The sequence below is a fragment of the Candidatus Spongiisocius sp. genome (genome assembly GCF_965221825.1).
Lineage (GTDB): Bacteria > Actinomycetota > Acidimicrobiia > Spongiisociales > Spongiisociaceae > Spongiisocius.
The window spans coordinates 2,048,493-2,073,181 of sequence record NZ_OZ244917.1 but is presented as its reverse complement, the minus strand read 5'-3'; the positions used below and the strand labels follow the sequence as shown (position 1 = coordinate 2,073,181).

The following is a 24,689-nucleotide window of genomic DNA, read 5'->3' as shown; positions in this document are numbered from 1 at the left end:
TATTATTATTAGCGATTGAGAGGAGGCTTCAATGACGTTGCCTACTTATGCCGGGTTCGTGAACGCCGGTTTCCTGAGAGCGGAGGGCGCCCGAGCCCTCGACGAGAATCCCCGCAACGTGCGGATGGACAGCGAAGCCGTCGTCTCCTGGTTCCGGGATCTGACCTTCGAGCGGGGGGCACGGTTCCTGCGGACCTACTGGTACGACGCCCGGTTCGAGAGCGGCCACGAGCTGGCGGAGGGACAGCGCCGTTTCTTCTCGGCCCTCGGGCAGACGCCGGGCATCCAGCTCCGCCTTGGTCACATCGTGGAGTACCGGCCGTGGTTCGAGCAGGGAATCCGCGATGCGCTGACCCGCACCGCCGTGTCGCTCAACCTCGACCCGAACCGGGTTATGGAGGAGTTCGACCGGCAGTGGACCTTCCGGCCCGAACGCCGCCAGCGCGGGGTGGACACCATGCTGTGCTCCGACATAGTCCGGCTGGCCGGCCGCAGGGCATTCGACACGGCCGTGATCTTCTCCGGCGATCGCGATCTGCAGGAAGCCGTGCGATCATCCCAGGAGTTGGGGGCCCGAGTGGTGATCGCCACGCCCGACCGGCACAGCGTCTCACGGGAGATGAATGACCTCGCCGATGAGATACTCGAGTTGACCGAGGACGATCTCAGCCTGATGCTCCCGGAGAGACTTCCCAGCCTGGCGTAGCGTTCCGTCCCAAGGGGGTTGAAACTCCAGCGGCCCGGGCCGATATTCAGGTAGCAGCCGGCGCCGAGCGGCCGGCTCGTCCTGGCGGCTGACGAAGGATCGGAATATGGCTAGCACTGATTTCCGGGAACTGGTCTCGGGTTGGGAAAGGAGCGACCGCTTCCCGGGGGACCTGGTCCATGCCCGGATGTTCCCTGCGCGTCCTGCCCGCTTCGAGGATCCCGATCCCCCTCTCGCTCCGGCCCTCGCCGAGCGGCTCGCAGGCAAGGGCATCGATCGTCTGTACGGTCACCAAGCCCGGGCGATCGGCTCGATCAGGGACGGGAGCCACACTGTGGTGGTCTCCGGAACCGCATCGGGTAAGACGCTGTGCTACCAGGTCCCGATTGCCGAACGGGCGCTCGCAGATCGCACCAGCACCTCACTGCTCATCTTCCCGACCAAGGCACTGGCCCAGGACCAGCTCGGTTCCATCCAGGCCCTGAGCCTCCCGCAGATGGTGGTATCCACCTACGACGGCGATCTTCCCCGAGAACAGCGCTCCCGGGTCCGGAGGCGCGCCAATGTCATCCTGACCAATCCGGACATGCTGCATTACGGGATCCTCCCCAATCACGGCCTGTGGAGCGGGTTCCTGTCCCGCCTGGGCCATGTGGTGATCGACGAGATGCACTACCTGCGAGGGGTGTTCGGCAGCCATAGCGCCAACATCATCCGGCGCCTGCGCCGCCTCGCGGCCCACTACGGCGCCGATCCGACCTTCGTGCTGACCTCCGCGACCATCGGCAACCCGGTGGACCTGGCCGAGCGCCTATGCGGAGTGGAAGTATCGCTGGTGGACGGCGACGACTCGCCCGCCGGCGAACGGATGGTGGCGATATGGAACCCGCCGCTCACGGAGGAGGATTCGAGCAGCCGCCGATCTTCCATCGCCGAAACGACGGATCTCTACGTGGACCTGGTACGCCGTGGGATTCACACTATCGCTTTCGGGCGGAGCCGGCGCGCCTCCGAGTTGATCCACGTCGGCGCCGCCGGCCGTCTCGGCGCTGACGGCGACCGGATATCGCCGTATCGGGCCGGCTACACGGCCCGGGACCGGCGGGACATCGAGGCCCGGCTCTTCTCAGGAGAGCTGGTAGGCATCTCCGCGACCAACGCCCTCGAGCTGGGCGTCGACATCGGCGGGTTGGATGCGGCGCTGCTTTGCACCTTCCCCGGCACCATTTCCTCGTTCCGGCAGCAGTCCGGACGGGCCGGCCGGGCGCAGGACATGGCGCTTGTGGTGCTGGTGGCCGGGGAGGACGCCCTAGACCAGTACTTCGTCCACCATCCTGACGAGCTCTTCGGCCGGAGGCCGGAAGCCGCGGTTGTCAACCCGACCAACCCGGACGTCATGGACTACCACCTGAGATGCGCGGCCCACGAGCTTCCTCTCGACTGGTCGGAGCATCCGGTCTTCGGAGACGACATCTGGGAGGCGGGGACCCGTCTAGTGGACGAAGGCCATCTGCGACTCGAAGACGGTCGGCTGCTGTGGGCGGGCCGCCGCTCGCCTGCCCATGGCAGGAGTATCCGGTCATCCGATGCCCGGTCCTTTTCGATCTACGACCTCGCAACCCGCCGGGTGATCGGCGAGGTGGATTGGGAGCGGGCCTTCTCGGAGGTGCATGAGGGCGCCGTCTACCTGCACAAGGGCCGTACCTACCGGGTGGAGGAGTTGGATGTGGCGGGGCTGGAGGTCCGCGCCCGGCGCGCCCGGGTGGACTACTACACCGAGCCTCAGGTCCATAAGGCCCTCGACGTCATGGGGGTCTCGGACGAGGGCCGGGTGGGGGCGATGGGCAGCTTCCTCGGTCCGGTGCGGGTGTCGGCTCATGTGCTGGGCTACCGCCGCAAGTACCGGAAGAGGGATAGGGGCAACGACCGGCGCACCATCCCGCTGGAACTTCCTCCGACGCAGATCGAGACCGAGGCCTTCTGGTTCACCGTGCCCGGATCGATCATGGATCGGGCAGGTCTCGATCGGCGGGAGGCCCCCGGAGCGCTCCACGCCGCGGAGCACACCATGATCGCCATGCTCCCGCTCTTCGCCATCTGCGATCGGTCCGACATCGGCGGCCTCTCGATCACCTACCACCCGCAGACGGGCAACGCCACCATCTTCATCCATGAGGGCTACCAGGGCGGCGCCGGTATCGCTTCGGTGGCGTACCCGGTGGGTGAGGAATTGGTGAAGGCCACGGTGGCGGCACTCGCCCGGTGCGGCTGCGTCTCCGGGTGCCCGTCCTGCGTCCAGTCGCCCAAGTGCGGCAACTTCAACGAGCCTCTCTCCAAGAGCGGGGCACTCCGTCTCCTGACTACCGTCCTCGACGCCGAGGGGTAGCCAAACCGGCCTTCAAGTGGGCGCCCGATCGGGCGCGGGTTACTCCGTTGACCGGCGGGCGGACGGTGTGACAACCGATGCGGCTCGCCACGACGGGCCGGGAAGGGTCCAGACGCGAGAAGCCGGAGGAGTCGACTCCTCCGGCTCTCTTCAAGAGAGTTGTCGGCCCGGACGGAGTTACCGCTCCGTCCCAGCCGTCAGGCCGGCTACTCAGTGACTGTGGTGTTCATGGCCGTCGCACTCGTGCTGGTCATGAACGTGGCCTTCCTCGTCGCCGTGATGCTCATGCGTGTCGCACTCGTGCTCATCATGTGCGTGCTCATCGGCATGGTGTTCATGGCCGTCGCACTCGTGCTCGTCGTGGACGTGGCCTTCCTCGTCACCATGGTGTTCGTGCGTGTCGCACTCGTGAGTGTCGTGCCCACCCATCCGGGCTCCTTTCGTGCTGACGGATCTCCGCCGAACCCGACCCCTTACCATCAGGACCGGAGCCGACCGAGACTACGAGGAATCAAGGATAGCAGGCACCGACCAAGCCCCGATTCTCAATGGATGAGGGTTGGTGCGAGTGGTTGGAGCGGGAGTTGCGGGGCACCGGACCGGGTTGTCGCTATTCGAGGGCTTTGTCAGGTATGTAGCTCAGAGCTAGCCGTCGGTTGCGTTCTGCAAGGTCGGCACGATCCTCTCCCGGAGGTTGGTCAGGGCTAGCACCAGGAAGAACAGCACTACCGGGAGGACTGCCATGGTTGCCGACCCCGACGTGTTCGCGTGGTAGCTGATCACCAGCCCCGCGGCCACGCTGAAGACCCCGATTACCGCGCTCGTGACCATCATGGCGGGAACGCGCCGCACTAGGAGAGCTGCCGTTGCCGGAGGCCCGACCAGCAGGCCGAACGCCAGCAAGGTTCCGACGGTGCGGTACGAGCCGACGATGGAGAGGGTGACCAACGTCAGCAGCGCGGCGTTGGTGAGAGACGGGCGGAGCCCCAGCAGGCTGGCCTTGGTCTCGTTGAAGGACAGCACGAGGAAGGGTCGGTAGAGGGCTACCGAGACCAGGACCACGACCGCGGTCACGATTACCAGGACCTGTATGTCCGCCGCCTGGACGCCCAGAGTGTCGCCGAACAGGATGGCCGCGATCCCGCCGCTGTAGGAAGGCGAGCGGGAGATGAAGATAACCCCCAGACCGAGCATTCCCACGAATAGCAGCCCTATGCCGGTGTCCTCGGAGAAAAAGGTCTGGCGGTGGACCAGGTTGATCCCGGCGATCATGACCACCGCCGCCAGACCGGCCCCTATGAACACATTGAAGTCGAGGAGGATGGCCAGTGTGATCCCCGGTATCACCCCGTGGATCAGGGCGTCACCCAAGAAACTCATACCCCGGATCACCACCCAGGTCCCGACCACGGCACCGGCGACAGCGGCGAGCGCGCCACCCAGCATCGCCCGCTGCTGGAAAGCAAACTCAAAGGGCTCGGTAAACCATTCCACGGCTAATCGGACACTCACTCGATGCGGGTAGTGACAGTCGCCGACCGTCCAACAGGGTGCTGGGAGGTTACCCCGAACAGAGAGGGCTGCGAGGTAGCCGGCAAGTCTTGCCCAGGTAGCTTGCCACCGGCGAACCCTCGGAGGACGTCTCGGCACCCGCGAGCGTCGCCTGCTTGTAGCACCCCTTAGGAGAGGGCGTCGGCGATCCTTGTGGCGTTGCTCCTGAGCATCCCGACGATGTTGTCGGTCTCCGTTCCCGGCTCACCCAAAGACCCCGTGTGGAGCGTGACCACCGCCACGTCGGTGCCGGCCTCGGCCGCGACCGCCTCCGCCAGCGCAGTGGAATCGATGGTCTCCGCGAAGATCACCTTCACTCCCTCTTCCACAATCTCCTCGACCAGCGCGGCGAGCTCCGCCGAACTGGGGTCGGCCAGGGTCGAGCCGCCCGGAATGACCACACCGATGACCTCGAAATCGTAACGATCGGCGAAGTAGCCGAGCGAGTCATGGTTCGTGATCAGCACGCGGTTCTCATGTGGGATCGGGGCGAGGATGTCCTGGATTTCTGCGTCCAGCTCGGTCAGGGTGGCGGCGTAGGCCTCTGCGCGGGCCATCCAGTCACCCGACGGGTCGATCTCGGTAAGCGCCTCTGCGATCAACTGAGCGGCCCTGGCAACTCGCAGTGGATCCAGCCAGAAGTGGGGGTCGTTGCCGGTGTGGGCGTGGGCGTGTCCCCCGTCCATGTCGTCGGCGTGGTCGTCGTCCTCTTCCTCGTGGGCGTGGTCGTCGTCCTCTTCGTGGGCGTGGTCGTCGTCCTCTTCCTCGTGGGCGTGGTCGTCGTCCTCTTCGTGGGCGTGGTCGTCGTCTTCCTCGTGGGCGTGGTCGTCGTCCTCTTCCTCGTGGGCGTGGTCGTCGTCTTCCTCGTGGGCGTGGTCGTCGTCTTCCTCGTGGGCGTGGTCGTCGTCCTCTTCGTGGGCGTGGTCGTCGTCTTCCTCGTGGGCGTGGTCGTCGTCCTCTTCGTGGGCGTCGCCCCCTCCGCTAAAGGGTATGGGGTCGAGCAGATCACCGACCTCCAGTACGTTGACCCCGTCCTCTTCGGCTGCCTCGATCACGTCGATGAGGCCTTCCTCCAAGCCGAGACCGTTGGTGATTACCAGGTCAGCGGTATACAGCAGGGCTGCCTGGCTTGACGAGATCTGGTAATCGTGAGGGTCGGCGCCCGGCGGTAACAGGACTTCGATATCAGCGTTCCCACCAACGACATTCGCCACCACATCACCGAGGATCGTGGTTGTCGCCACCACCGCCAGTCGGCCTGCCGGAGTTGTGGAGGTTGGTTCTGGTACCGTTTCTGCTGCCGCCGGGCTTGAGGTGGAACTCGGTGCGGGTTCCTCTGCATCCGTGCCACACGCTACAGAAGCTACCGTCAGCATTAGCAACCATGAGATAGCGCGCGGTCGTAGGGACAACATCGGGCCCTTGCCCTCCTCTCGTACCCTCAGGTAAGTAGATAATGATAATCAATATCATCAGAGTGGGCAACTCACGGTCACTCCGTCGAATGCAACCCTGGGCCGGAAGTGCCGGCCTAAGGTCCGGCCAGCAAAGCGACGGGCCGGAATTCGGCCGCGGCGGTGGCTTCGACACTCATCTCCCGAAGGCCTAGGACGTGCACGTTCACCACGGCGGTGACAACCACCGTCCTGGGACCGTATCTCCTGTTAGGACGGCATTCACACCGGACCAGCGCGGCGCCGTTGGAGTGGACAAGACGGGCCGCCTCGCCGGTTGCGGATCCGGTGGCGCCGAACGGCCGGAACGTGACCGGCGCCGCGGCGAGAGCGCCGGCTTCGGCCGCGGCGATCACCCGGTTCCTGGCGATCAACACCTGGCCGATCGCGGTCACCCCGGCCGCCAGGACCAGGGCCAGCACCAGCGCCCCGACGGCGAGCACGGTCACCGAGCCGCGGTCCGCGCTGTTGCGCGTGACCTCACCCGGCGTCACGCTTCGACCCGCATCTCGGTGGTCGACTCGAGCGGTACCCGAAACCCGCCGAGCGCCGCCAGCGCCACATGGTCAACCGCCACGGTCACCCGGGCGGGCCGGCCCACCACCGGCGGGCGCCGGACCGTGACCCGGGCCCGGCTTGCCAGCTCGGGGCCGAGTGCCTGCCGGGTTGCCTCGATCGCCCGGGCGGGATCGGGCGAGGTGGCTGCCACCCTCGCCCCTTCCCGCCCGGCTGCGGTCACCTGGAGCGCGGTCCTAGCCACCACCGTCACTTCGGCGATCGCCAGGACCGCCAGGAGGATCAAGGGGATGACCAGAGCGAACTCCACCGTGGAAGAGCCTTGCTCGCTTCTCAGCCCAGCAGCCCGATGATGTGCTTGGTCACGGAGCCGAAGAACTTGCCGATGAGGCTTGTCTTGTTGATCCAGCTGAGGAGCAACGAGGCCATGCCGGCCGCGCACATCCCCACCAGGGTGTACTCGACGGTGGCCTGACCTTCCTCGCCTCCGACAGCCCGGGTCGCCCGACGGACGATGTTGATGATTGAACTCATGATGAGTCTCCTTTCTCCCGCTTCGGCGGGCCTGCCGGCGTCCGGCCGGTTCGGGGGGAAGTGACATTTCAGAACGACATGAAGGGGTCGAGGAGCCGCGCCAGCGAGGGCAGCACCAGCGGACCGATCATCAGGATGAGCAGGCCGGGAAGCATCAGGAGGGTGAGGGGCAGCATCATCCTCACCGGGAGTCGGCGTGCCTTCTCGACTGCCGAGGAGCGGGCTGCTTCCCGGTACTCGGTGGCCAGGGCGGTAAGGGCGAGTTCGAGGGGAGAACCCGACAGATGTGCCGCGCCTACCTGGCGGAACAGCCTGCCACCGGCACCGGTTGCGCGCATGAGGGATGCGGTGAGGCCGCCCTTCACGGCATGGCGGAGGACCTGGTCGACCTCCTGGCCCAGCGATGAGGTGAGGCTCTCCCGGGCTAGAGCCAGCGCCCCGGCCGGCGACAGACCACCCGAGAGACCGATCAGCATGGAGTGGGTGAGTAGTTCCAGCTCCCGCTCCGCCCCTCGGCGGGCCAGTCGCTCGGCGCGGAGTGACCTCCTCCGGCGGAGGGAATACCAGACCAGGCCGAGGCTGGCGCAGGCCAGCGGGTTGGCCAGCCCGATGGCGGTGCCGGTCGCGGCGATGAGGCGCACGCCGCGCGGCTGCATTGCGGTCATGACGTAGACAGCGACCGCAACGGACACCAGGGTGAAGAGGCTCACGAGAGTTGCCTTCCCAGGATGAGCGTCACCGAGGCGCCGCCGATGAGCAGCACGGCCCCGATGCCGACCAGGATCGGTCCGACCGTACCCATCGCCATCAGATCCGAGAGCGTTCCGGTGGCTGCTGCCGCGAGCAATCCGCCGGCGGGAAGCACGGCCAGTACCGCGACGGATGCCCGGACCGCCGAGCCCGCCGCCCTCACCTCGCGCTGCAGCTCGATGCGGTCGGCCTGGATGCCGGCGAGGGTGGCGAAGGCCGCCGATACCCGGCCCCCGCTCTCGGCGCCGATCTGCACCGCGGCTCCCGCCAGGTGGCCGGTTTGCGGGAGCGCCTCGGACGCCGCTCGCGCCACTTCGAGCATGGGGCGGCCGGATCGGCAGAGGCGGGCCATCCGGGTCAGATCCAGGTCGGGCGCACGAGTGCCGGCATCGACCAGCGCCTGGCGGAGGCTCCTTCCCGCCTGCAGCTCGGCACTCACGGCCTGCAGGTATGCCACCTCCTGGTAGGGGTCGGGACGGCTCCTGCGAAGGGCTACCCAGATGCCGGCGGCGATTCCCGCCAGGCCTGCCCACCAAGGCAGTACCACCGGGGCGGCCAGAGCCAGCGCCTCCCACCAGCGCCGGGGCCGGAGCGCTACGCCGATCGCCACCAGCCCGAGAATCAGCATGCCGTCCCCCGGCATCCGTCGAGCCCGACCTCGGCGATCATCTCGACCCGGCGGTGAGCGTCCCTGCGGTGCAGGTGCACCACCAGGTCCACAGCGGAGCGGAGCTGGCGCCGGACAGCGGTCTCGCCCACCCCCTCGCTTCCAGTGAGGGCCAGCGTCTCGATCCTCCAGAGGGCGTCGTCGGGCCCGTTGGCGTGGACGGTCGACAGGCTCCCGTCGTGGCCGGTGTTCATGGCCGAAATCATGTCGAGGGCCTCGGCTCCCCTCACCTCCCCGACGATGATGCGGTCCGGCCGGAGCCGGAGAGCGGTACGTACCAGGTCGGCCAGGGTGACCCGGCCGCGGCCCTCAGCGTTGGGAGGGCGGGCTTCGAGCCGGACCACGTGACCGGAGAAGTTCAGCTCGGCGGCGTCCTCGATGGTCACGATCCGTTCGCCGGCCGGCACCGCCGCCGCCAGGGCGTTCAGCAGAGTGGTCTTTCCGGAACCGGTCCCGCCGCTGACCACGATGTTCCTCCGGTCGATCACGGCCTGCTCGAGCACTATCCGCTGGGCATCGGTCATCGAGCCCCAATCGACGAAGGTGTCCAGGTTGGGCGCCACCGCGGTGAAGCGGCGGATGGCGACGATCGGACCCCCCACCGACACCGGCGGGATGACCGCGTGCAGGCGGCTGCCGTCGGGGAGGCGGGCGCTCACCAGAGGACTGGCCCGGTCCAGGCGTAGACCAAGCGGGGCGATTGTGCGTTCGACGGCCGCCAGGACGGCCGCGTCGTCGGCGAAGGTGACATCGGTGCGCTCCAGTACCCCGAGACGCTCCCCCCATACCTCGTCGCTACCGTTGACGAACACGTCCGACACGGCGGGGTCCCGGAAGAGCGGCTCGATCGGTCCCATCCCGATGAGGGTGTCCACGACGACATCCACGATCCCGGGGGCGGCCAGTGGCGACTCCACGGACATGATCCTGCGCACTTCGGCCTCGGCCTGATCCCGGTTCAACTCGATATCGGACTCGAGCACCCGCCGGAGAACGCGTTCGACTACTGCCATCGCCATCTCCAGACCGGCGCCCACGACCGCAGCCACCTTCCGGTGGGGGTGCGGCGGGCCAGCACGGAGTTGAAGGCGGAGCGGGGCGGAGCGTCGACCACGGGCCCGGGCCCGGGCTCCACCCTGCCGATCCCGGTACGCACCCATACCCGGGGCGGGACCCGGGTATCGACGCCGGGGATGAGGGGCGCGACCCGGACGAACGGCATGCCGTCCAGGGGGGTAGGGGTTCGCACCACCACGCACGGCCAGGACTCGACCAGGGCGCTGACCACCTCCATGGCAGCCGGGATACGGACCCCTCCGTGCGGTAGCACCGCCTGTCCCCTTCTGGAGGGGACCAGCTCGGCCAGCGTGGGGCCGTCTTCCACCAGGCTTGCCAGGGTCCGCCGCCCCGGCAGCGGAAGGCCCTCCGGATCGAGGTCGATCACGAGTGCCGTGCTGTGGAAGGATGCCAGCGCGAGCGGAGCCAGCGTCCCGAGCACATCGTCGTGGAGGGTATGGACGGCCATGGCTACCATGCCGGCCGGCCCTTCTGTTCGATCGCCAGCCGGCGCGGTCGATATTGTTTAACGTTATGAAGCATATAGCTAACGTATCCAACTTCGAACCGGTTGACAACCCCCTTCTTTTCGCGTTCTTACGACCCGATCCGGGCCTGGACGGGACCGGACTCCGGGCGCCGAACCGCCGCGTCCTCCCATAAGATGGGGCCCGTGAACGCGGGCGTCGCCTTCTTCGATCTCGACAAGACGATCATCGCCAAGTCGTCCACCCTTGCCTTCGCCCGGCCGCTCTACAGGGCAGGCCTGCTCAGGCGACGGACCCTGCTGAGGGCGGCAATGGCCCAGGCCGTGTACCGGATGGCCGGAGCGGACCAGGAGAAGCTGGATCAGCTCCGTGACCAGCTGGTGAGCCTGACCGAGGGCGTCAGGGCCTCCCGGATCCGGGAACTGGTCGAAGAGACCATCGACGAGGTGGTGGCGCCGCTGGTCTACGGGGAAGCTCTTGACCTGATGGAGGAGCACCGCCGGGCGGGCCGGGAGGTCGTCATCGTGTCCATCTCGCCCGAGGAGGTGGCCCGACCCCTGGCCGCCCATCTCGGGGTCGGCCATGTCATCGCCACTCGCTCGGCTGTTGACGCCGAAGGCCGCTACGCGGGCGAACTGGACTTCTATGCGAGCGGAACGGCCAAAGCCGACGCCATCCGGCGGCTGGCCGGCGAGTGGAGCATCGACCTCGACCGGTGCTACGCCTATTCGGACAGCGTCACCGACCTTCCGATGCTGGAGGCGGTGGGCTATCCGGTGGTCGTCAACCCGGACAAGGATCTCAACAAGCTGGCCGAGGAGCGGGGGTGGCCCGTGCTCCGGTTCGCCCGCCCGGTGACTCTGCGCAGCCGCCTCGCCGACCTGCCCAGGCCGGTTCCCATCGTCTCGGCGGCAGCCACGGCGCTGGTGGTGGCCGGAACCATCGGCCTATGGATCCGCAAGACCCGGAGAAGGGTGGCCCGCCCCGCCTGACCAGGAACCCGAGACCGGCCCGTCCGCGAGGCGCGCAGACGTTGTCGCGCCGTGGCTCCGGACGTCGGGCGGCGGGTGGCCTGACGGCTGCGCGCCGGGTGGGGTCATGAATAGGATGCCGGACATGGGGCGTGTCCGGCATCGCAGGTCAGAGCCATCCCGGCGCGCGGATCCATGAGTCCCAACACCCGGCGGCTCCTGTCCTTTCTCGGGATCCTGGCCGTTCTGGTCGCGGTGTGGGAAGGCTACAAGTGGATGGGTACGGCAACGGGCGGCGTCTGGCCGGGCACCGGTGTCGAGTTGCCGGTACGAACCAACGAGCGTTCGATGCCCCACACCTGGGACGTCGTCATCGCCCTCCTGCGCCCGGCCCGCCGCGGAGGCGACATGCTGCTCCTGGTCCTCCTCAAGGCCGCCCTGTTCACCTGGCGGTCCGCTCTCCTCGGGTTCGTGCTCGGGAGCGCGGTGGGTTTCGGTCTGGGGGTGCTGTTCGTGCGATCGGCCCTCGCCGAGCGCGGTCTGATGCCCCACGTGGTTGCCTCCCAGACGGTCCCCATCCTCGCCATCGCCCCGATCCTCGTGGTCTGGGCAGGTCGGCTGAACATCACCCGGTGGCTGGTGGTGGCGGTGGTCTCGGCCTACCTGGCCTTCTTCCCGGTTGCCATCAACACGCTGCGGGGGCTTCGCTCGCCTGATGCGACCGCCTCAGAGTTGATGCGCTCCTACGCCGCCACCCCGAACCAGGTGCTCTGGAAACTCCAGGTACCGGCTGCCCTGCCCTACCTGTTTCCCGCGCTCAAGATCGCGGCGACCGCCGCGATCATCGGAGCCATCGTCGGGGAGCTTCCCGCCAGCATGCCCGACGGGCTGGGTCGGGCCATACTCAACTTCGCCGCGGCCTTTTCGGCAGCCCCCGCGAAGCTCTTCGCGTCCATACTCGTCGCGTCGCTGGTGGGCATCGGGTTCGTCGGAGTCGTGGTCCTCGCCGAGCGAATGCTGATACCGCCGTCCCGGCGTCTGGAGGACGCCGGCGAGACCGCAGGTCGGCGTGGTCGGGACCTGAAGGAGGTGGTGGCATGAGCGCACTGTCGCTGAGCGGGGTCGGGAAGGTGTTCAATCCCGGCTCCGACCAGGAGGTACGAGCGGTCCATGGGATCGACCTCGAGGTCGAGCGAGGAGAGTTCATCTCGGTCATCGGACCTTCCGGATGCGGGAAGTCGACCCTTTTGCGCCTGATCGGTGATCTCACCCCACCGTCGGCCGGCACGGTGTCGGTCAACGGTAAGACTCCCGCCCGGGCTCGACTCGACCGCGACTACGGCATGGTGTTCCAGTCCGCCACCCTGCTGGATTGGCGGAAGGTGGCGGCCAACGTAGAGCTGCCTCTCGAGATCATGGGCATGGGCGAAGCCGAACGCTCCCGGCAGGCGGCCGCCATGCTGGAGTTGGTCCAACTCGGCCGGTTCGCCGGCCATTACCCGTGGCAACTGTCCGGGGGGATGCAGCAACGGGTGGCCATCGCCAGGGCGCTGGCATTCAAGCCTTCAATCCTGCTGATGGACGAGCCGTTCGGTGCCCTGGACGAGATGACCCGCGAGAGGATGCAGACGGAACTGCTCCGCATCCGCGCCGAGACGGGGACGACGGTGGTGTTCGTCACCCATTCGATCCCCGAGGCGGTGTTCCTGTCGACCCGCGTTGTCATCATGTCGTCCCGCCCCGGGACCATCACGGAGGTGGTGGACATCGACCTCCCCGAGCCGCGGTCCTACGGAACCCGTGAGGACCAGCGTTTCTTCGCTCTGCTGACCAGGGTCCGCGAGGGGTTGAGAGCGGTGGAGGCCTCGTGACCACCCGAGGCGAGTTCCGCCGCAGGCTCTACCACCGGCTTCCCGCCATCGGAATTTTCGTGGGCGGGCTGATCGTCTGGGAGGCTGTGGTCAGAGCCTTCGATATCAAGGGGTTCATACTCCCGGCGCCCACGGCGATCGCCGCCACGTTCGGCGCCGAGACCGCCGACCTGCTCACCGCCGGGGCCGGGACCTTCTCCACGGCGCTGGCCGGCCTTCTGCTGGGGAGTGCCCTCGCGGTGGTCATGGCTCTGGCGGCGGCCCGGTGGCGGTTCGTGCGCGACGGTGCCCTTCCCTTCGCGATCGCGGCCAACTCCACCCCGGTCATCGTGCTGGCGCCGATCGCCAACTCCTGGTTCGGGCTCCGGAGCCCATTCGCCTCGATCTTCGTGGTGGCGGTCCTCGTGTTCTTCCCGGTCATGATCAACCTGGTCCGCGGGCTCATGTCCGTGGAGGCGTCCGAGGTGGAACTGATGGAGTCCTACGCCGCCGGTCGCCTCACCACCCTATGGAAGCTGCAGCTCCCAAACGCGACCCCGTACCTGTTCTCCGCGCTGAAGGTCGCCGCCGCACTCAGCCTCATCGGTGCCATCGTCAAGGAGTTCTTCGGGGGTTCCCAGGATCGGCTCGGGCAGTACATCACCACCAAGGCAGGGCTCCTCCAGTTCGAGGAGGCGTGGGCTGCGATCGTGCTGGCCTCGGTGTTCGGCATAGTGCTCTACAACGTGGTGGTGTTGATCGAGCGCCGGGTCATCCCGTGGCATGTCTCGGTACGCAGTGTCTGAAGGGCTGAAGGCAGCCGGCGCAGGGCGGGTGGCCGGCAAATAAACCCTTCCCACAAGGCAGGGCGCAGGTCGCGGCCGTTATCCTTCGGTGCCTACCCGAAAGGGGTGGTCATCAGGAATCCCCCGTAGCCGTCGTTGCAGCGGATCTGTTCTGCGCGGAGGGCGCGGGCATGGTTTGCGCAGGCGACCGGCAGGGCGGCTGAGCGGGAGATAGCACCATGAAGGGAGGCACGATGAGGAGGCTACGAGGGTTAACCGCGACGCTGGCGGTACTGGTATTGATCACCGGTGCCTGTGCCGCGGAAGACGATGAGCTGACCCCCATCAACCTGCAGCTCCAGTGGGTGGCGCAGGCGCAGTTCGCCGGCTACTACGCGGCTGTCGATCAGGGGTTCTACGCCGATGAGGGGCTGGATGTGACCATCCTGGAAGGCGCGGTGGAGATCGTGCCCCAGCAGGTGGTAGCCACCGGAGGCGCCGAGTTCGGCCTGGCCTGGGTGCCCAAGGCCCTGGTGTCCAACGAGGAGGAGGCCGGCCTGGTCAACGTCGGGCAGGTCTTCCAGCGCTCCGGAACGCTGATGGTCTCTTGGGCCGACTCCGGGATCACGCAACCCGGCGACTGGGAAGGCAAGGTCGTCGGTAACTGGGGCTTCGGCAACGAGTACGAGCTGACCGCCGCTATCGAGAAGTTCGGGGTGAACGTGGGCGAACTGGTCGCCCAGAGCTTCGACATGGAGGCTCTGCTCAACCGGGAGATCGACGCCGCAGAGGCGATGATCTACAACGAGTATGCCCAGGTGCTGGAGGCGACCAACCCTGATACCGGCGAGCTCTACCAGCCGTCCGACCTGACCGTGATCGACTTCAACGATCCGTCGATCGCCACGGCGATGCTCCAGGACGCGATCTGGGTTACCGAGGCGTATGCCGACGACAACCCCGACACCGTGGAAGCCTTCCTGCGGGCCAGCTTCCGCGGCTGGATCTACTGCCGTGACAACCCCGACAGCTGCGTGGACATAGTGCTCGCCGCCGGACCGACCCTCGGCCGCAGTCACCAGACGTGGCAGATGAACGAGATCAACGGTCTCATCTGGCCGTCTCCCCTGGGCATCGGCGTCATGGACCAGGCTCTGTGGCAGCAGACCGTTGATGTGGCCACCAGTCAGGGTGTTATCCAGGGCGTGCCGCCGGCCGGTTCGTACCGGACCGACTTAGCTCAGAACGCGGTGGACGCGCTGGAGGACGACGGACTCGACACGGTCGGCAACGGCTGGCAGCGGGTCACGGTGGAACTGAACCCGGGCGGCGAGTAGCACTCGGGTCAGCCCGCGACATCCGGAAGGACAACGAACCGGCGTAACCGGAATAGTGATACGGCGGGGCTGTGGCAGGCATGATCACGGCCCCGCCCTGTCCCCCCGACGGCGGGCGACCGATACGCTCCCCCGAAGATGACACGCTGAGGATCGGAGACAGTAATGGCGAACATCGTTCGAGCAGCCCTTCTGCAGGCGGCATGGACCGGTGACAGGGAGTCCATGGTCGAGAAGGGCGTCCACTACGCGTACGAAGCTGCCGACCGGGGCGCGCGGGTGATGTGCTTCCAGGAACTCTTCAACGGTCCCTACTTCTGCCAGGTCCAGGACGACGACCACAAGGACACTGCGGAGCCGGTGCCGGACGGCCCCAGCACGCAGCGGATGATCGAGGTAGCCAAGGAAACGGGCATGGTGCTGGTCGTCCCCCTCTACGAGAAGGAGGACGACGGCTTCCTGTACAACACGGCGGCGGTGATCGACGGGGACGGCACCTACCTGGGCAAGTACCGCAAGACCCACATACCTCACGTCAACGGGTTCTGGGAGAAGTTCTACTTCCGGCCCGGCAACCTCGGGTATCCGGTGTTCGACACCGCGGTGGGCCGGATCGGTGTGTACATATGTTACGACCGCCACTTCCCGGAGGGCTGGAGAGCGCTGGGCTTGGCCGGCGCCAAAATCGTGTTCAACCCCTCGGCCACCAGCCGCGGCCTGTCCATGTACCTGTGGAACCTGGAACAGCCCGCCTCAGCGGTGGCCAACGAGTACTTCGTGGGCGCGATCAACCGGGTCGGCACCGAGCCCTACGGCGACAACGACTTCTACGGCTCCTCCTACTTCGTCGACCCGAGAGGGCAACTGGTGGGCGAAGCAGGCTCTGACACCGAGGAGGAACTGGTGATCAGAGACCTCGAGATGGACCTGATCGACGAGGTGCGCAAGACCTGGGCCTTCTACCGGGACCGTCGTCCCGACGCCTACGATCCCCTGGTCGCCCCCTGACAACCGGCGCCCGGCGACATCTCGTTACACACCGATAACCGAGAGTCCTGTGGATCGGGCGGCCTGCGCTTGACGGATGTCGAAGGTCAGCATTGTCGTAGAAGCGCCTGTACGGAGTGCGGCGGCCATGTGCAACGCGTCGAGCGAGCGGCACAGGGTCTGCTCGGCGATGCGGGCTGCCTCGTTGCAGGTAGCAGCATCAAGGCTGACCAGAGCGAACGCGTCAAGGTCGGCCTGCGCGCGGCGGCGCGCACCGACGAGATCGTTACCCCTGAGGAGGCGAGCGAGGTTCCGCCGCAACTCGACCACTGTGAGGCGCGAGGTCACCAGCACCGGATCGCTCGACATCAGCTGCACAGCGACTTCGGAATCATGCTCCTGCACGTACCGCTTCATCAACGCGCTGGTGTCCACGTATAGCGTCACCCGCGGTCCTCGTCGATTACCTCCATGGTGCTGAGAGGAGCCTTGTGGTACACGGCGGGGGTGAGCCCGGAGCGCGCCGGGGGCGTTATCCACCCCTCCGCGATGCCCTGTTCCACCATCGACGCGCCCCCCAGGCCCTCGAGCTTCGCGACCGGCCTGCCCCGATCGGTCACGAGGATCAACTCACCGCCGGCAGCCTTCCTCACGTACTCCGACAGATGTGCCTTGAGTTCCCGGATTCCGACATCCATGTAGTCACTTTAGGGCGCCTATGTGACTACATCAACTCAAGTTGGTCCGGTCAGCCAGAGCCCTGAATCGCTAGTTCGTCGGGTGGAGAAGGCCCGCAGGGCTGGGTCTGGGTGTGGCGATTTCTCGCGCTTGCCCGTCGCGGTTTCTTGACCCAACCCTCCGATGTAACTGAGATCCTCGACTCGGCACTGAAGCGGTACCCGAGAAAGGACATCGTGGCGGCACTGTCGTGGCCGAGCGGGGCGGCCACCAACGGCCCTCACCGCGGCGTTGCCGCAATCGGTGGGTTCACCACCCGGGAATTGCCCATTGTGGTGCTCAGGGATATGGCAACGGGTGTTGTGTTCCATGCCCACAAGCGCGAGTCGACGTACGACCATCTCTTCGAAGGAACACCTGGCCGATGACACAGCGTGCCCCGTCAGGGCACCGACCCGTGGTCGGTGACCCCGGTCGCTGTTTGCCGCGACCACTCCCATGTCAGCCCGCTCCACGACGCCGATACCTGTGATATCACCGGCTCGCTTGCCAAGCCTGCAAGTTATCCTGATGCCAGAGACGACACGGGGGTCAAACTGTGGGAGTCCATGCCGACCTGCTAGAGCGCCACCGGGCGGTGATTCCACCCTGGGTCGGTCTGTACTACGACGAGCCGATCTCGCTGGTGGACGGGGAGGGTCGGCACGTGGTCGACGCCGAGGGGAACCGTTACCTGGACTTCTTCGGGGGGATCCTGGTGACGATCGCCGGCCACCGCGTCCAGCGGGTGGTGGAGGCGATCAAGGCGCAGGCGGACCGGATGCTTCACACGTCCACTCTGTACCTGATGGAGTCGCACATAGCCCTGGCGGAGCAGATCGCCGCGCTGTCGGGTATTCCGGACGCCAGGGTGTTCTTCGCCAACTCGGGCACCGAGGCCAACGACACCGCCCTGATGCTGGCCACCCAGTACCGGAAGTCCAACCAAGTGCTCGCCGTCCGAGGCAGCTACCACGGCAAGTCCCACAGCGCCATCGCGGTCACCGGCAACGCCGCCTGGTCGGGCACTACCTTCAGCCCCTTCCAGGTGACGTACGTGCACGGCGGCTACAAGCTCCGCTCCCCGTTCGGCCACCTGCCGGACGACCAGTTCATCGCCCGGTGCGTCGACGATCTGCGCGACCTGCTCGACATCGCCACGGCCGGCAACGTGGCCGCCATGATCGTCGAGCCCATCCAGGGTGTCGGGGGCTTCATAACCCCGCCTGACGGGCTGTTCGGGGCTATGAAGGAGGTGCTTGACGAGCACGGGATCCTGTTCATCTCCGACGAGGTCCAGACCGGCTGGGGCCGCACCGGCGAGAACTTCTGGGGATACGAGGCGCACGGCATCGTGCCGGACCTGCTCACCTTCGCCAAGGGGCTGGGCAACGGCATGGCAATCGGAGGCGTGGTCGGGCGGAAGGAGATCATGGACTGTTACCCCGCCAACGCGATCTCGACTTTCGGGGGCAACCCGATGGCGACCACGGCCGGGCTCGCCACGCTCGAGGTCCTGGTGGAGGATGACCTCCAGTCGAACGCCTACAAGGTGGGCGCCCAACTCAGGAACGGGTTCGACCACCTCGCCATGGAGACCGAGCAGATCACCGAAGTTCGGGGCAAGGGCCTGATGCTCGGCATCGAACTGTCCGAGCCCCGCACCGGCAAGCCAGACCCGGCGCTGACCGGAGCCATCATGGAGGAGGCCAAGGCCGAGGGGCTCCTGATCGGCAAGGGCGGGCTGTACGGGAACGTGCTGCGCATAGCCCCGCCGTTGTCCGTCACCGAGGCGGAGTGCGACGAGGGCCTGGCGATGCTCGATGCCGCCGTCCGCCGGGCAACGAGCGCCTGACAGCCGAGACAATCGAATCGGAGGGAAGCCATGGGAACTGCACTCATCAAGAACGGCACCGTTGTCACCGCCACCGAGACCATGCAGGCCGACGTGCTCATCCAGGACACGAAGGTGGTTGCGTTGGTGTCCTCCGGCAACCTTGACCTGGGCGTGGCGGCGGACCGCACCATCGACGCTTCCGGCAAGCTGGTGATACCGGGCGGCATAGATGTGCACACCCACATGGAGCTCCCGTTCGGTGGGACTTTCGCCGCCGACACCTTCGAGACGGGAAGCCGCGCCGCCGCCTGGGGTGGCACCACCACCATCGTCGACTTCGCTGTCCAGACCAAGGGCGAGTCCGCCATGGACGGCTTCGAGGCGTGGATGGCCAAGGCCGAGGGGGAGTGCGCCATCGACTACGGCTTCCACATGATCACCGGGGACATCAATGAGCAGACCCTCAAGGAGATGGACATGCTGGTGGACGAGGGCGTCACCTCGTTCAAGATGTTTATGGCCTATCCGGGGGTCTTCTACTCCGACGACGGCGAGATCGTCCTAGCCATGCAGAAGGCCGCCGAGAACGGGTCGATGATCGCCATGCACGCCGAGAACGGCATCGCCATCGACGTGTTTGTGAACCAGGCGCTGCAGCGGGGCGAGACCGATCCGATCCATCACGGGATCGTGCGCAAGTCGGTGCTGGAAGGCGAGGCGACCCACCGGGCCATCCGGCTGGCCGAGGTCACGGGCGCCCCGGTCTACTTCGTCCACCTGTCGGCTCTCGAAGCCCTCGAGCAGGTCACCCTGGCCAGGGATGAGGGGCGCAACGTGTTCGCGGAGACCTGCCCGCAGTACCTGCTGCTGGATCTGGACAACCTCGGAGGGGGTTTCGAGGGCGCCAAGTACGTGTGCTCGCCGCCGCTGCGCGACCGGGCGGCGGGACACCAGGAGCGGCTGTGGCGGGGCCTCACGACCGACGACCTGCAGGTGGTGTCGACCGACCACTGCCCCTTCTGCATGGGCGACCATCACACGTTCGGAACCCAGAAGCAACTCGGGCGGGACAATTTCGCGGCGATCCCCAACGGGATGCCCGGCGTGGAGAACCGGGTGGAGCTGATCTTCGATGCGGGTGTCGCGGGCGGGCGCATCAACGCCAACCGGTTCGTGGAGATCACCGCCACGACGCCGGCCAAGATGTTCGGCCTGTTCCCGAAGAAGGGCACCATCGCCCCCGGGAGCGATGCTGACATCGTGATCCTCGACCCGGATCGCTCTCATACGATCTCGGTGGAGACCCACCACATGGACGTCGATTACTCCGCCTACGAAGGCCGGGAGATCACCGGCAAGGTCGAGACGGTCATGTCGAAGGGCAAGGTGATCATCGAGGACGGTCGCTACCACGGGAGCAAGGGCGACGGCGAGTACCTGCGGCGCGGCACGACCATGATGCTGCGCTAGGAGGGTCTCCGGGGCCGGAAGGGCAGCCGCGAGGCGAGCGCTACGGCAGAATGAATCAAGGAACTACGGCACGAGGACGAGGGCGATGAAGACCATAACCCACTGGATAGGCGGAAAGCCCTGGGAGGGCGAACCGGAGCGGACCGGTCCGGTGTTCAACCCGGCCACCGGACGCCAGGCCGCAGAGGTGGCCTTCGCCGGGGCCGGCGAGGTGGACCGCGCAGTCGGTGCGGCACGGAAGGCGTTCGAGGACTGGCGGTCGGTGTCGCTGACCCGCCGCCAGAACATCATGTTCGCCTACCGGGAACTCATCACCCGGCACCGTCTCGACCTGGCCCGCATCCTCACCGCCGAGCACGGAAAGACCCTCGACGACGCCTTGGGCGAGGTCCAGCGGGGCCTGGAGGTGGTGGAGTTCGCCTGCAACATCGCGCATCTGATCAAGGGGGAGTTCTCGGAGCAGGTGAGCAGCGCCGTCGACACCTACACGGTGCGCCAACCGCTGGGGGTGGCGGCCGGGATCACCCCGTTCAACTTTCCTGCCATGGTGCCCATGTGGATGTTTCCCATCGCCATCGCCTGCGGCAACACCTTCGTGCTCAAGCCGTCCGAGAAAGATCCGTCCGCTTCCCTGCTCAACGCGGAACTGCTGGCCGAAGCGGGCCTTCCCGACGGCGTTTTCAACGTTGTTCACGGCGACAAGGCGGCGGTGGACGCCATACTGGCGCACCCGGACATCGCCGCCGTCTCCTTCGTGGGCTCGACGCCGATCGCCCGGTACATCTACGAGCAGGGAACCAGGAACGGCAAGCGGGTCCAGGCGCTGGGCGGGGCCAAGAACCACATGATCGTCCTTCCCGACGCCGACATGGACCTGGCCGCCGATGCGGCGGTGTCGGCCGGTTACGGCTCGGCCGGCGAGCGGTGCATGGCCATCTCGGTGGTGGTGACGGTGGGCGAGTCCGCCGACCGGCTGCTGCCCAAGGTCCGGGAGCGGATCGCGGAGCTGGTGGTGGGTCCGGGGGACTCCGAAGGCGCCCAGATGGGTCCGCTGGTCACCGCCGAGCATCGCGACCGGGTCGCCGGCTACGTCGACGCCGGTGAGGCCGAGGGCGCCCGCCTCCTCGAGGACGGCCGGGGCTTCACCAGCGAGGGGCACGAGGACGGTTTCTTCTTCGGCCCCACCCTGTTCGACAGGGTGACGCAGGACATGTCGATCTACCGGGACGAGATCTTCGGGCCGGTGCTCTCGGTCGTGCGCACCGACTCCTACCAGGAGGCCATAGACCTCATCAACGTGAACCCGTATGGCAACGGGACGGCGGTGTTCACCAACGACGGCGGGGCGGCCCGCAAGTTCCAGGCCGAGATAGAGGTGGGGATGATCGGGATCAACGTCCCGATTCCGGTCCCCCTGTCCTTCTACTCCTTCGGGGGCTGGAAGGACTCCATCTTCGGCGGCCATTCCATCTACGGCCCCGAGGGGGTACATTTCTACACCCGGCCCAAGGTCGTGATCGCCAGGTGGCCGGACCCCATCCACCGGGGAGTGGACCTCGGATTCCCCCAGCATCGTTAGCAGAGGCAAGCAGAACCGAAAGAGGGGATAGGCACAATGGACTTCGGCGTCGTGCTCCAGACCGATCCACCGGCCTCCCGCGTCATAGAGCTCACCCGGTTGGCCGAGGCCAACGGATTCAGCCACGCCTGGACCTTCGACTCCCACGTGCTGTGGCAGGAGCCCTTCGTCATCTACTCGAGGATGCTGGCCGAGACCGAGCGGATGGTGGTGGGCCCCATGGTGACCAATCCCGGAACCCGGGACTGGACGGTTCTGGCCTCGCTGTTCGCGACCCTCAACGACATGTACGGGGACCGGACCATCTGCGGGATGGGACGGGGCGACTCGGCCCTGCGCTACATCGGCCGCAAACCAAGGACCCTGGCCAAGATGGTCGAGTCGATGGAGGTCATCAGGGGCCTGGTCGCCGGTGACGAGGTGGACTACGACGGCACGCCTCTCCGGATACCGTGGATCTCGGAAGGCTGGGACCTGCCCATGTGGGCGGCCGGCTACGGACCGAAGGCGCTGGCCACGATCGGCCGCCACGCCGACGGATTCATTCTGCAGCTGGCCGACCCCCAGATCCTGGAGTGGACGGTGGCGGCGGTCCGGGCCGCGGCGGTGGATGCGGGCCGCGATCCTGACGAGATAGCGGTGTGCGTGGTGGCGCCCGCCTACGTGGGCGACGACATCGGGCACCAGCGGGAGCAACTCCGGTGGTTCGGGGGCATGGTCGGCAACCACGTCCACGACCTGGTGAAGCGCTACGGCTCGGACAACCCGGAGATGGTTCCTGAGGTGCTGGCCGACTACATCGCCGCCCGGGAAGGCTACGACTACGACCACCACGGAAGGGCCGGCAACCCCTCCACCGACTTCGTGCCGGACGCCATCGTGGACCGCTTCTGCGTGCTCGGAACCGCGGCGGACCACATCGCGAAGCTGCGGGAGCTAACGACCCTGGGGATGGACCACTTCGGGGTCTACCTGATGCATGACGACCGGGAGGGGACGCTGAACGCCTACGGCGAGCAGGTCATACCCCGGATCGACCTATAGGCCCGGGACCACCCCCGCCCGGCTCGGCGGTGTCTCAGTAGCCGGACTCGGCGACGGGGGAGCGACCCCCGCCGGCCACCGACCCGTATTCCTGGTCGCTCACCTTGCGCCCCTCCCAGACGGTTGCGCCGCCGGTCGTATGGGAGAGATGTGTCATCGGCGAGTCCGGGAGGGCGCCGTGCCAATGCACCTCGCCGGGAGGTGCGTGGACGAGGTCTCCGGTGGAGATCTCCACGGCGGCGCCTTCCGCGTTCTGGACCAGGCCCGCGCCGTTCGTGACGTACAGGACCTGACCTTCGGGGTGGTGGTGCCAGTCGGTCCGGGCGCCCGGCTCGAAGCTCACCGCCAGGATGTTCAGCGTCCCGTCGTTACGCACCGGCCCGAATAGCACGTCACCGGTGAAGTACTCCGCGGGCGCGTCCTCCCACGCTACGTCACCGGGCCTCCAATGTTCCATGATCCTCCGAACCGCTAGACGCCGGGGACTCTAGAGGAGAGGAGCGGCCTTTCCGTCTACGAGGCGCCATAGCCGCTCGACATGTTCCTCCTCGGTGTTCATCTGGCCTATCGACACCCGCAGGAAGGCCATCTCCCCTGTCCGGGAAGGGGTCAGGAACGAGTGGCCGGACCGGTTGACCGCCTCTCCCAGCGCCTCGGTAGCCCCGTTGCCGCCCCGGTGCCGGAAGCACACGAGGGCGAACGGTACGGGGGCCACCAGCTCGAAACGGGGGTCTTCCTGCACCCGGGCGGCGAAGGAGCGCGCCCACGTGACGCTGTCGCGTATCCGGGTCCGTAGCGCCTCGGCTCCGTAGTAACGCAGGACGAACCAGAGCTTCAGGGAGCGGAAGCGGCGCCCCAGGGCCACATGCCAGTCGCGGTAGTCGATCACCTGCCCGCTCTCCGTGGAGGCATTACGCAGGTACTCGGGCAGGATCGAGAGCGTGCGGATCAGGGGTCGCCGGTCGGCCACGTAGAACAGCGAGCCGTCGAAGGTCATCGGTGTCCATTTGTAGGGGTTGACCGTGTAGCTGTCCACCAGCTCCAGGCCGTCCTGATGGTGCCGGAACTCCGGGCAGAGCATGGCGTTCCCGGCATACGCGGCGTCCACGTGATGCCACATCCCGGCTCTACGGGCCAATTCGCCCACGGCGCGGACCGGGTCCACCGCGGTCGTCCCGGTCGTGCCCACCGCCGAGCAGACGAAGGCAGGCGCCAGCCCGGCGGCCCGGTCCTCGCGAACCGCCTCCCGCAGGGCGTCGGCCCGCATCGCGTACGCATCGTCCACATCGACCAGGCGTACATGGCGGTAGCCCGCCACGCGGGCTCCCTTCTCCACGGACGAATGGGCCTGAGAGGACGTGTAGGCGACGCACCGGTCGGCGGCGGCGCCCCGCCGGCCGGCCTCTTCGCGGGCGACCGCGAGGGCGGTATGGACGGCATCGGAAGCGGTCTGCTGTAGCACCCCGCCTCCCTGATCGGTGGTCCTCCACCGGTCGGGGAGCCCGAGCAGGCCCACCATCCAGTCGGCCATCACGTTCTCCAACTCGGTGCATACCGGGCTGGTGGCCCACAGCATGCCTTGCTGGCCGAGGCCGGCTGCGACCAGCTCGCCGAGAATGCCCGGGCCGGAGGTGGCGGCCGGGAAGAAGGCGAACCACCCGGGGGAGACCCAGTTGGTCAATCCGGGTACGACGATCCGGTCCAGGTCGGCGGCGATCTCCTCGAAGTCCTCCGGTTCCTCCGGAGCGCGGTCGGGCAGCATGTCCCGGATATCGCCCGGCGCCAGTTGTGACTGCACCGGCAGATCGCCCACCCGCTCCATGTAGCCGGCCAGCCAGTCGATCATCGCGTAGCCGTGACGGCGGAACTCTTCAGGAGTCATCGCAAGGACAGGATGGGCACGCCCCAATCCAAGGAGAATCGGAGAGCCCCGTCAATACGGGGCAGCCACCACGTGTTCTTCGGGGCAGCCACCACGTGTTCTTCAAGGAAGGTGTGGACGAA

General features: G+C 67.0%; 26 protein-coding genes. 12 read left to right on the top strand and 14 right to left on the bottom strand.

Translation table 11 applies throughout. The features are described 5' to 3' along the window. Positions 1–31 precede the first annotated feature (31 nt). Together ACOQPD_RS09700 and ACOQPD_RS09695 are read left to right on the top strand one after the other, a co-directional pair. A complete protein-coding gene (locus tag ACOQPD_RS09700) occupies positions 32–706 on the top strand; it encodes an NYN domain-containing protein (protein ID WP_420611756.1) in 675 nt (224 codons plus the stop codon). A 106-nt stretch (positions 707–812) separates the two neighbouring features. Further along, positions 813–3,092 carry a DEAD/DEAH box helicase gene (locus ACOQPD_RS09695; protein WP_420611755.1) on the top strand — a complete coding sequence of 760 codons (2,280 nt, stop codon included), beginning with the start codon at positions 813–815 and terminating at the stop codon, positions 3,090–3,092. 210 nt (positions 3,093–3,302) lie between these two features. Here ACOQPD_RS09695 and ACOQPD_RS09690 read toward each other — a convergent pair whose 3' ends face one another. From ACOQPD_RS09690 to ACOQPD_RS09645, 10 genes are all read right to left on the bottom strand, one after another. After that, on the bottom strand, positions 3,303–3,521 hold the full coding sequence (locus tag ACOQPD_RS09690) for a hypothetical protein (protein WP_420611754.1): 219 nt from the start codon (positions 3,519–3,521) through the stop codon (positions 3,303–3,305). A gap of 216 nt (positions 3,522–3,737) precedes the next feature. Next, the gene (locus ACOQPD_RS09685; protein ID WP_420611753.1) at positions 3,738–4,586 is read right to left on the bottom strand and encodes a metal ABC transporter permease; all 849 of its coding nucleotides are present in this window, start codon (positions 4,584–4,586) and stop codon (positions 3,738–3,740) included. Positions 4,587–4,771: 185 nt separating this feature from the next. Beyond that, positions 4,772–5,890 carry a metal ABC transporter solute-binding protein, Zn/Mn family gene (locus tag ACOQPD_RS09680; RefSeq protein ID WP_420611752.1) on the bottom strand — a complete coding sequence of 373 codons (1,119 nt, stop codon included), beginning with the start codon at positions 5,888–5,890 and terminating at the stop codon, positions 4,772–4,774. Between the two features lie 284 nt (positions 5,891–6,174). Then, positions 6,175–6,591, bottom strand: a complete 417-nt coding sequence (locus tag ACOQPD_RS09675) for a pilus assembly protein TadG-related protein (RefSeq protein ID WP_420611751.1) — start codon at positions 6,589–6,591, stop codon at positions 6,175–6,177. After that, entirely contained in the window at positions 6,588–6,923 is a 336-nt protein-coding gene (locus tag ACOQPD_RS09670; protein ID WP_420611750.1) for a TadE/TadG family type IV pilus assembly protein, read from the bottom strand. The genes ACOQPD_RS09675 and ACOQPD_RS09670 overlap by 4 nt, the downstream gene beginning before the upstream one ends. 23 nt (positions 6,924–6,946) lie before the next feature. Further along, on the bottom strand, positions 6,947–7,147 hold the full coding sequence (locus ACOQPD_RS09665) for a DUF4244 domain-containing protein (RefSeq protein WP_420611749.1): 201 nt from the start codon (positions 7,145–7,147) through the stop codon (positions 6,947–6,949). 68 nt (positions 7,148–7,215) lie between these two features. Continuing rightward, positions 7,216–7,857 (bottom strand): type II secretion system F family protein, encoded by a 642-nt coding sequence (locus tag ACOQPD_RS09660; protein WP_420611748.1) that lies wholly within the window; start codon positions 7,855–7,857, stop codon positions 7,216–7,218. Then, complete coding sequence (locus ACOQPD_RS09655) at positions 7,854–8,525, bottom strand: type II secretion system F family protein (RefSeq protein WP_420611747.1); 672 nt, start codon at positions 8,523–8,525, stop codon at positions 7,854–7,856. Before ACOQPD_RS09655 ends, ACOQPD_RS09660 begins: the two co-directional genes overlap by 4 nt. Continuing rightward, positions 8,519–9,577 (bottom strand): CpaF family protein, encoded by a 1,059-nt coding sequence (locus ACOQPD_RS09650; RefSeq protein ID WP_420611746.1) that lies wholly within the window; start codon positions 9,575–9,577, stop codon positions 8,519–8,521. Before ACOQPD_RS09650 ends, ACOQPD_RS09655 begins: the two co-directional genes overlap by 7 nt. Then, a complete protein-coding gene (locus ACOQPD_RS09645; protein WP_420611745.1) occupies positions 9,568–10,098 on the bottom strand; it encodes a hypothetical protein in 531 nt (176 codons plus the stop codon). The genes ACOQPD_RS09650 and ACOQPD_RS09645 overlap by 10 nt, the downstream gene beginning before the upstream one ends. 195 nt (positions 10,099–10,293) lie before the next feature. Here ACOQPD_RS09645 and ACOQPD_RS09640 point away from each other — a divergent pair, with 195 nt between their 5' ends. From ACOQPD_RS09640 to ACOQPD_RS09615, 6 genes are all read left to right on the top strand, one after another. Continuing rightward, positions 10,294–11,100: an HAD family hydrolase gene (locus tag ACOQPD_RS09640; RefSeq protein ID WP_420611744.1), complete on the top strand. Its 807-nt coding sequence runs from the start codon at positions 10,294–10,296 to the stop codon at positions 11,098–11,100. 174 nt (positions 11,101–11,274) lie between these two features. Then, positions 11,275–12,180, top strand: a complete 906-nt coding sequence (locus tag ACOQPD_RS09635) for an ABC transporter permease (protein ID WP_420611743.1) — start codon at positions 11,275–11,277, stop codon at positions 12,178–12,180. Continuing rightward, entirely contained in the window at positions 12,177–12,950 is a 774-nt protein-coding gene (locus ACOQPD_RS09630) for an ABC transporter ATP-binding protein (protein ID WP_420611742.1), read from the top strand. Before ACOQPD_RS09635 ends, ACOQPD_RS09630 begins: the two co-directional genes overlap by 4 nt. Next, positions 12,947–13,735, top strand: coding sequence for an ABC transporter permease (locus ACOQPD_RS09625; RefSeq protein WP_420611741.1), 789 nt, complete (start codon positions 12,947–12,949; stop codon positions 13,733–13,735). Before ACOQPD_RS09630 ends, ACOQPD_RS09625 begins: the two co-directional genes overlap by 4 nt. Before the next feature lie 233 nt (positions 13,736–13,968). Further along, positions 13,969–15,051 carry an ABC transporter substrate-binding protein gene (locus tag ACOQPD_RS09620; protein WP_420611740.1) on the top strand — a complete coding sequence of 361 codons (1,083 nt, stop codon included), beginning with the start codon at positions 13,969–13,971 and terminating at the stop codon, positions 15,049–15,051. A 165-nt stretch (positions 15,052–15,216) separates the two neighbouring features. Next, positions 15,217–16,059: a nitrilase-related carbon-nitrogen hydrolase gene (locus tag ACOQPD_RS09615; RefSeq protein WP_420611739.1), complete on the top strand. Its 843-nt coding sequence runs from the start codon at positions 15,217–15,219 to the stop codon at positions 16,057–16,059. A gap of 24 nt (positions 16,060–16,083) precedes the next feature. Here the strand turns inward: ACOQPD_RS09615 and ACOQPD_RS09610 are convergent, their stop codons facing one another. Continuing rightward, a complete protein-coding gene (locus ACOQPD_RS09610; protein WP_420611738.1) occupies positions 16,084–16,485 on the bottom strand; it encodes a type II toxin-antitoxin system VapC family toxin in 402 nt (133 codons plus the stop codon). Beyond that, positions 16,482–16,736 (bottom strand): type II toxin-antitoxin system Phd/YefM family antitoxin, encoded by a 255-nt coding sequence (locus ACOQPD_RS09605; RefSeq protein WP_420611737.1) that lies wholly within the window; start codon positions 16,734–16,736, stop codon positions 16,482–16,484. The genes ACOQPD_RS09610 and ACOQPD_RS09605 overlap by 4 nt, the downstream gene beginning before the upstream one ends. Before the next feature lie 578 nt (positions 16,737–17,314). Between ACOQPD_RS09605 and ACOQPD_RS09600 the strand changes: the two genes are divergently transcribed. The 4 genes from ACOQPD_RS09600 to ACOQPD_RS09585 all read left to right on the top strand — a co-directional run bounded on the left by ACOQPD_RS09600 (position 17,315) and on the right by ACOQPD_RS09585 (position 22,685). Beyond that, positions 17,315–18,610, top strand: coding sequence for an aspartate aminotransferase family protein (locus tag ACOQPD_RS09600; protein WP_420611736.1), 1,296 nt, complete (start codon positions 17,315–17,317; stop codon positions 18,608–18,610). Positions 18,611–18,640: 30 nt separating this feature from the next. Beyond that, positions 18,641–20,062 (top strand): dihydropyrimidinase, encoded by a 1,422-nt coding sequence (gene hydA / locus ACOQPD_RS09595; protein ID WP_420611735.1) that lies wholly within the window; start codon positions 18,641–18,643, stop codon positions 20,060–20,062. 85 nt (positions 20,063–20,147) lie between these two features. Then, entirely contained in the window at positions 20,148–21,641 is a 1,494-nt protein-coding gene (locus tag ACOQPD_RS09590; protein WP_420611734.1) for a CoA-acylating methylmalonate-semialdehyde dehydrogenase, read from the top strand. A gap of 36 nt (positions 21,642–21,677) precedes the next feature. After that, the gene (locus ACOQPD_RS09585; protein ID WP_420611733.1) at positions 21,678–22,685 is read left to right on the top strand and encodes a TIGR03842 family LLM class F420-dependent oxidoreductase; all 1,008 of its coding nucleotides are present in this window, start codon (positions 21,678–21,680) and stop codon (positions 22,683–22,685) included. Positions 22,686–22,719: 34 nt separating this feature from the next. On the opposite strand, the gene ACOQPD_RS09580 is transcribed toward ACOQPD_RS09585, so the two are convergent. Beyond that, on the bottom strand, positions 22,720–23,142 hold the full coding sequence (locus ACOQPD_RS09580) for a cupin domain-containing protein (protein ID WP_420611732.1): 423 nt from the start codon (positions 23,140–23,142) through the stop codon (positions 22,720–22,722). Between the two features lie 30 nt (positions 23,143–23,172). Beyond that, complete coding sequence (locus ACOQPD_RS09575; RefSeq protein ID WP_420611731.1) at positions 23,173–24,567, bottom strand: pyridoxal-dependent decarboxylase; 1,395 nt, start codon at positions 24,565–24,567, stop codon at positions 23,173–23,175. Positions 24,568–24,689 lie beyond the last annotated feature (122 nt).

What these genes read in the sequence shown, in the direction of transcription:
- ACOQPD_RS09700 (WP_420611756.1), top strand. Translation starts at nt 32, where the DNA reads ATGACGTTGCCTACTTATGCCGGGTTCGTGAACGCCGGTTTCCTGAGA.
- ACOQPD_RS09695 (WP_420611755.1), top strand. Translation starts at nt 813, where the DNA reads ATGGCTAGCACTGATTTCCGGGAACTGGTCTCGGGTTGGGAAAGGAGC.
- ACOQPD_RS09690 (WP_420611754.1), bottom strand. Translation starts at nt 3,521, where the DNA reads ATGGGTGGGCACGACACTCACGAGTGCGACACGCACGAACACCATGGT.
- ACOQPD_RS09665 (WP_420611749.1), bottom strand. Translation starts at nt 7,147, where the DNA reads ATGAGTTCAATCATCAACATCGTCCGTCGGGCGACCCGGGCTGTCGGA.
- ACOQPD_RS09655 (WP_420611747.1), bottom strand. Translation starts at nt 8,525, where the DNA reads ATGCTGATTCTCGGGCTGGTGGCGATCGGCGTAGCGCTCCGGCCCCGG.
- ACOQPD_RS09650 (WP_420611746.1), bottom strand. Translation starts at nt 9,577, where the DNA reads ATGGCAGTAGTCGAACGCGTTCTCCGGCGGGTGCTCGAGTCCGATATC.
- ACOQPD_RS09645 (WP_420611745.1), bottom strand. Translation starts at nt 10,098, where the DNA reads ATGGTAGCCATGGCCGTCCATACCCTCCACGACGATGTGCTCGGGACG.
- ACOQPD_RS09635 (WP_420611743.1), top strand. Translation starts at nt 11,275, where the DNA reads ATGAGTCCCAACACCCGGCGGCTCCTGTCCTTTCTCGGGATCCTGGCC.
- ACOQPD_RS09630 (WP_420611742.1), top strand. Translation starts at nt 12,177, where the DNA reads ATGAGCGCACTGTCGCTGAGCGGGGTCGGGAAGGTGTTCAATCCCGGC.
- ACOQPD_RS09620 (WP_420611740.1), top strand. Translation starts at nt 13,969, where the DNA reads ATGAGGAGGCTACGAGGGTTAACCGCGACGCTGGCGGTACTGGTATTG.
- ACOQPD_RS09615 (WP_420611739.1), top strand. Translation starts at nt 15,217, where the DNA reads ATGGCGAACATCGTTCGAGCAGCCCTTCTGCAGGCGGCATGGACCGGT.
- ACOQPD_RS09605 (WP_420611737.1), bottom strand. Translation starts at nt 16,736, where the DNA reads ATGGATGTCGGAATCCGGGAACTCAAGGCACATCTGTCGGAGTACGTG.
- hydA (WP_420611735.1), top strand. Translation starts at nt 18,641, where the DNA reads ATGGGAACTGCACTCATCAAGAACGGCACCGTTGTCACCGCCACCGAG.
- ACOQPD_RS09590 (WP_420611734.1), top strand. Translation starts at nt 20,148, where the DNA reads ATGAAGACCATAACCCACTGGATAGGCGGAAAGCCCTGGGAGGGCGAA.
- ACOQPD_RS09585 (WP_420611733.1), top strand. Translation starts at nt 21,678, where the DNA reads ATGGACTTCGGCGTCGTGCTCCAGACCGATCCACCGGCCTCCCGCGTC.
- ACOQPD_RS09580 (WP_420611732.1), bottom strand. Translation starts at nt 23,142, where the DNA reads ATGGAACATTGGAGGCCCGGTGACGTAGCGTGGGAGGACGCGCCCGCG.
- ACOQPD_RS09575 (WP_420611731.1), bottom strand. Translation starts at nt 24,567, where the DNA reads ATGACTCCTGAAGAGTTCCGCCGTCACGGCTACGCGATGATCGACTGG.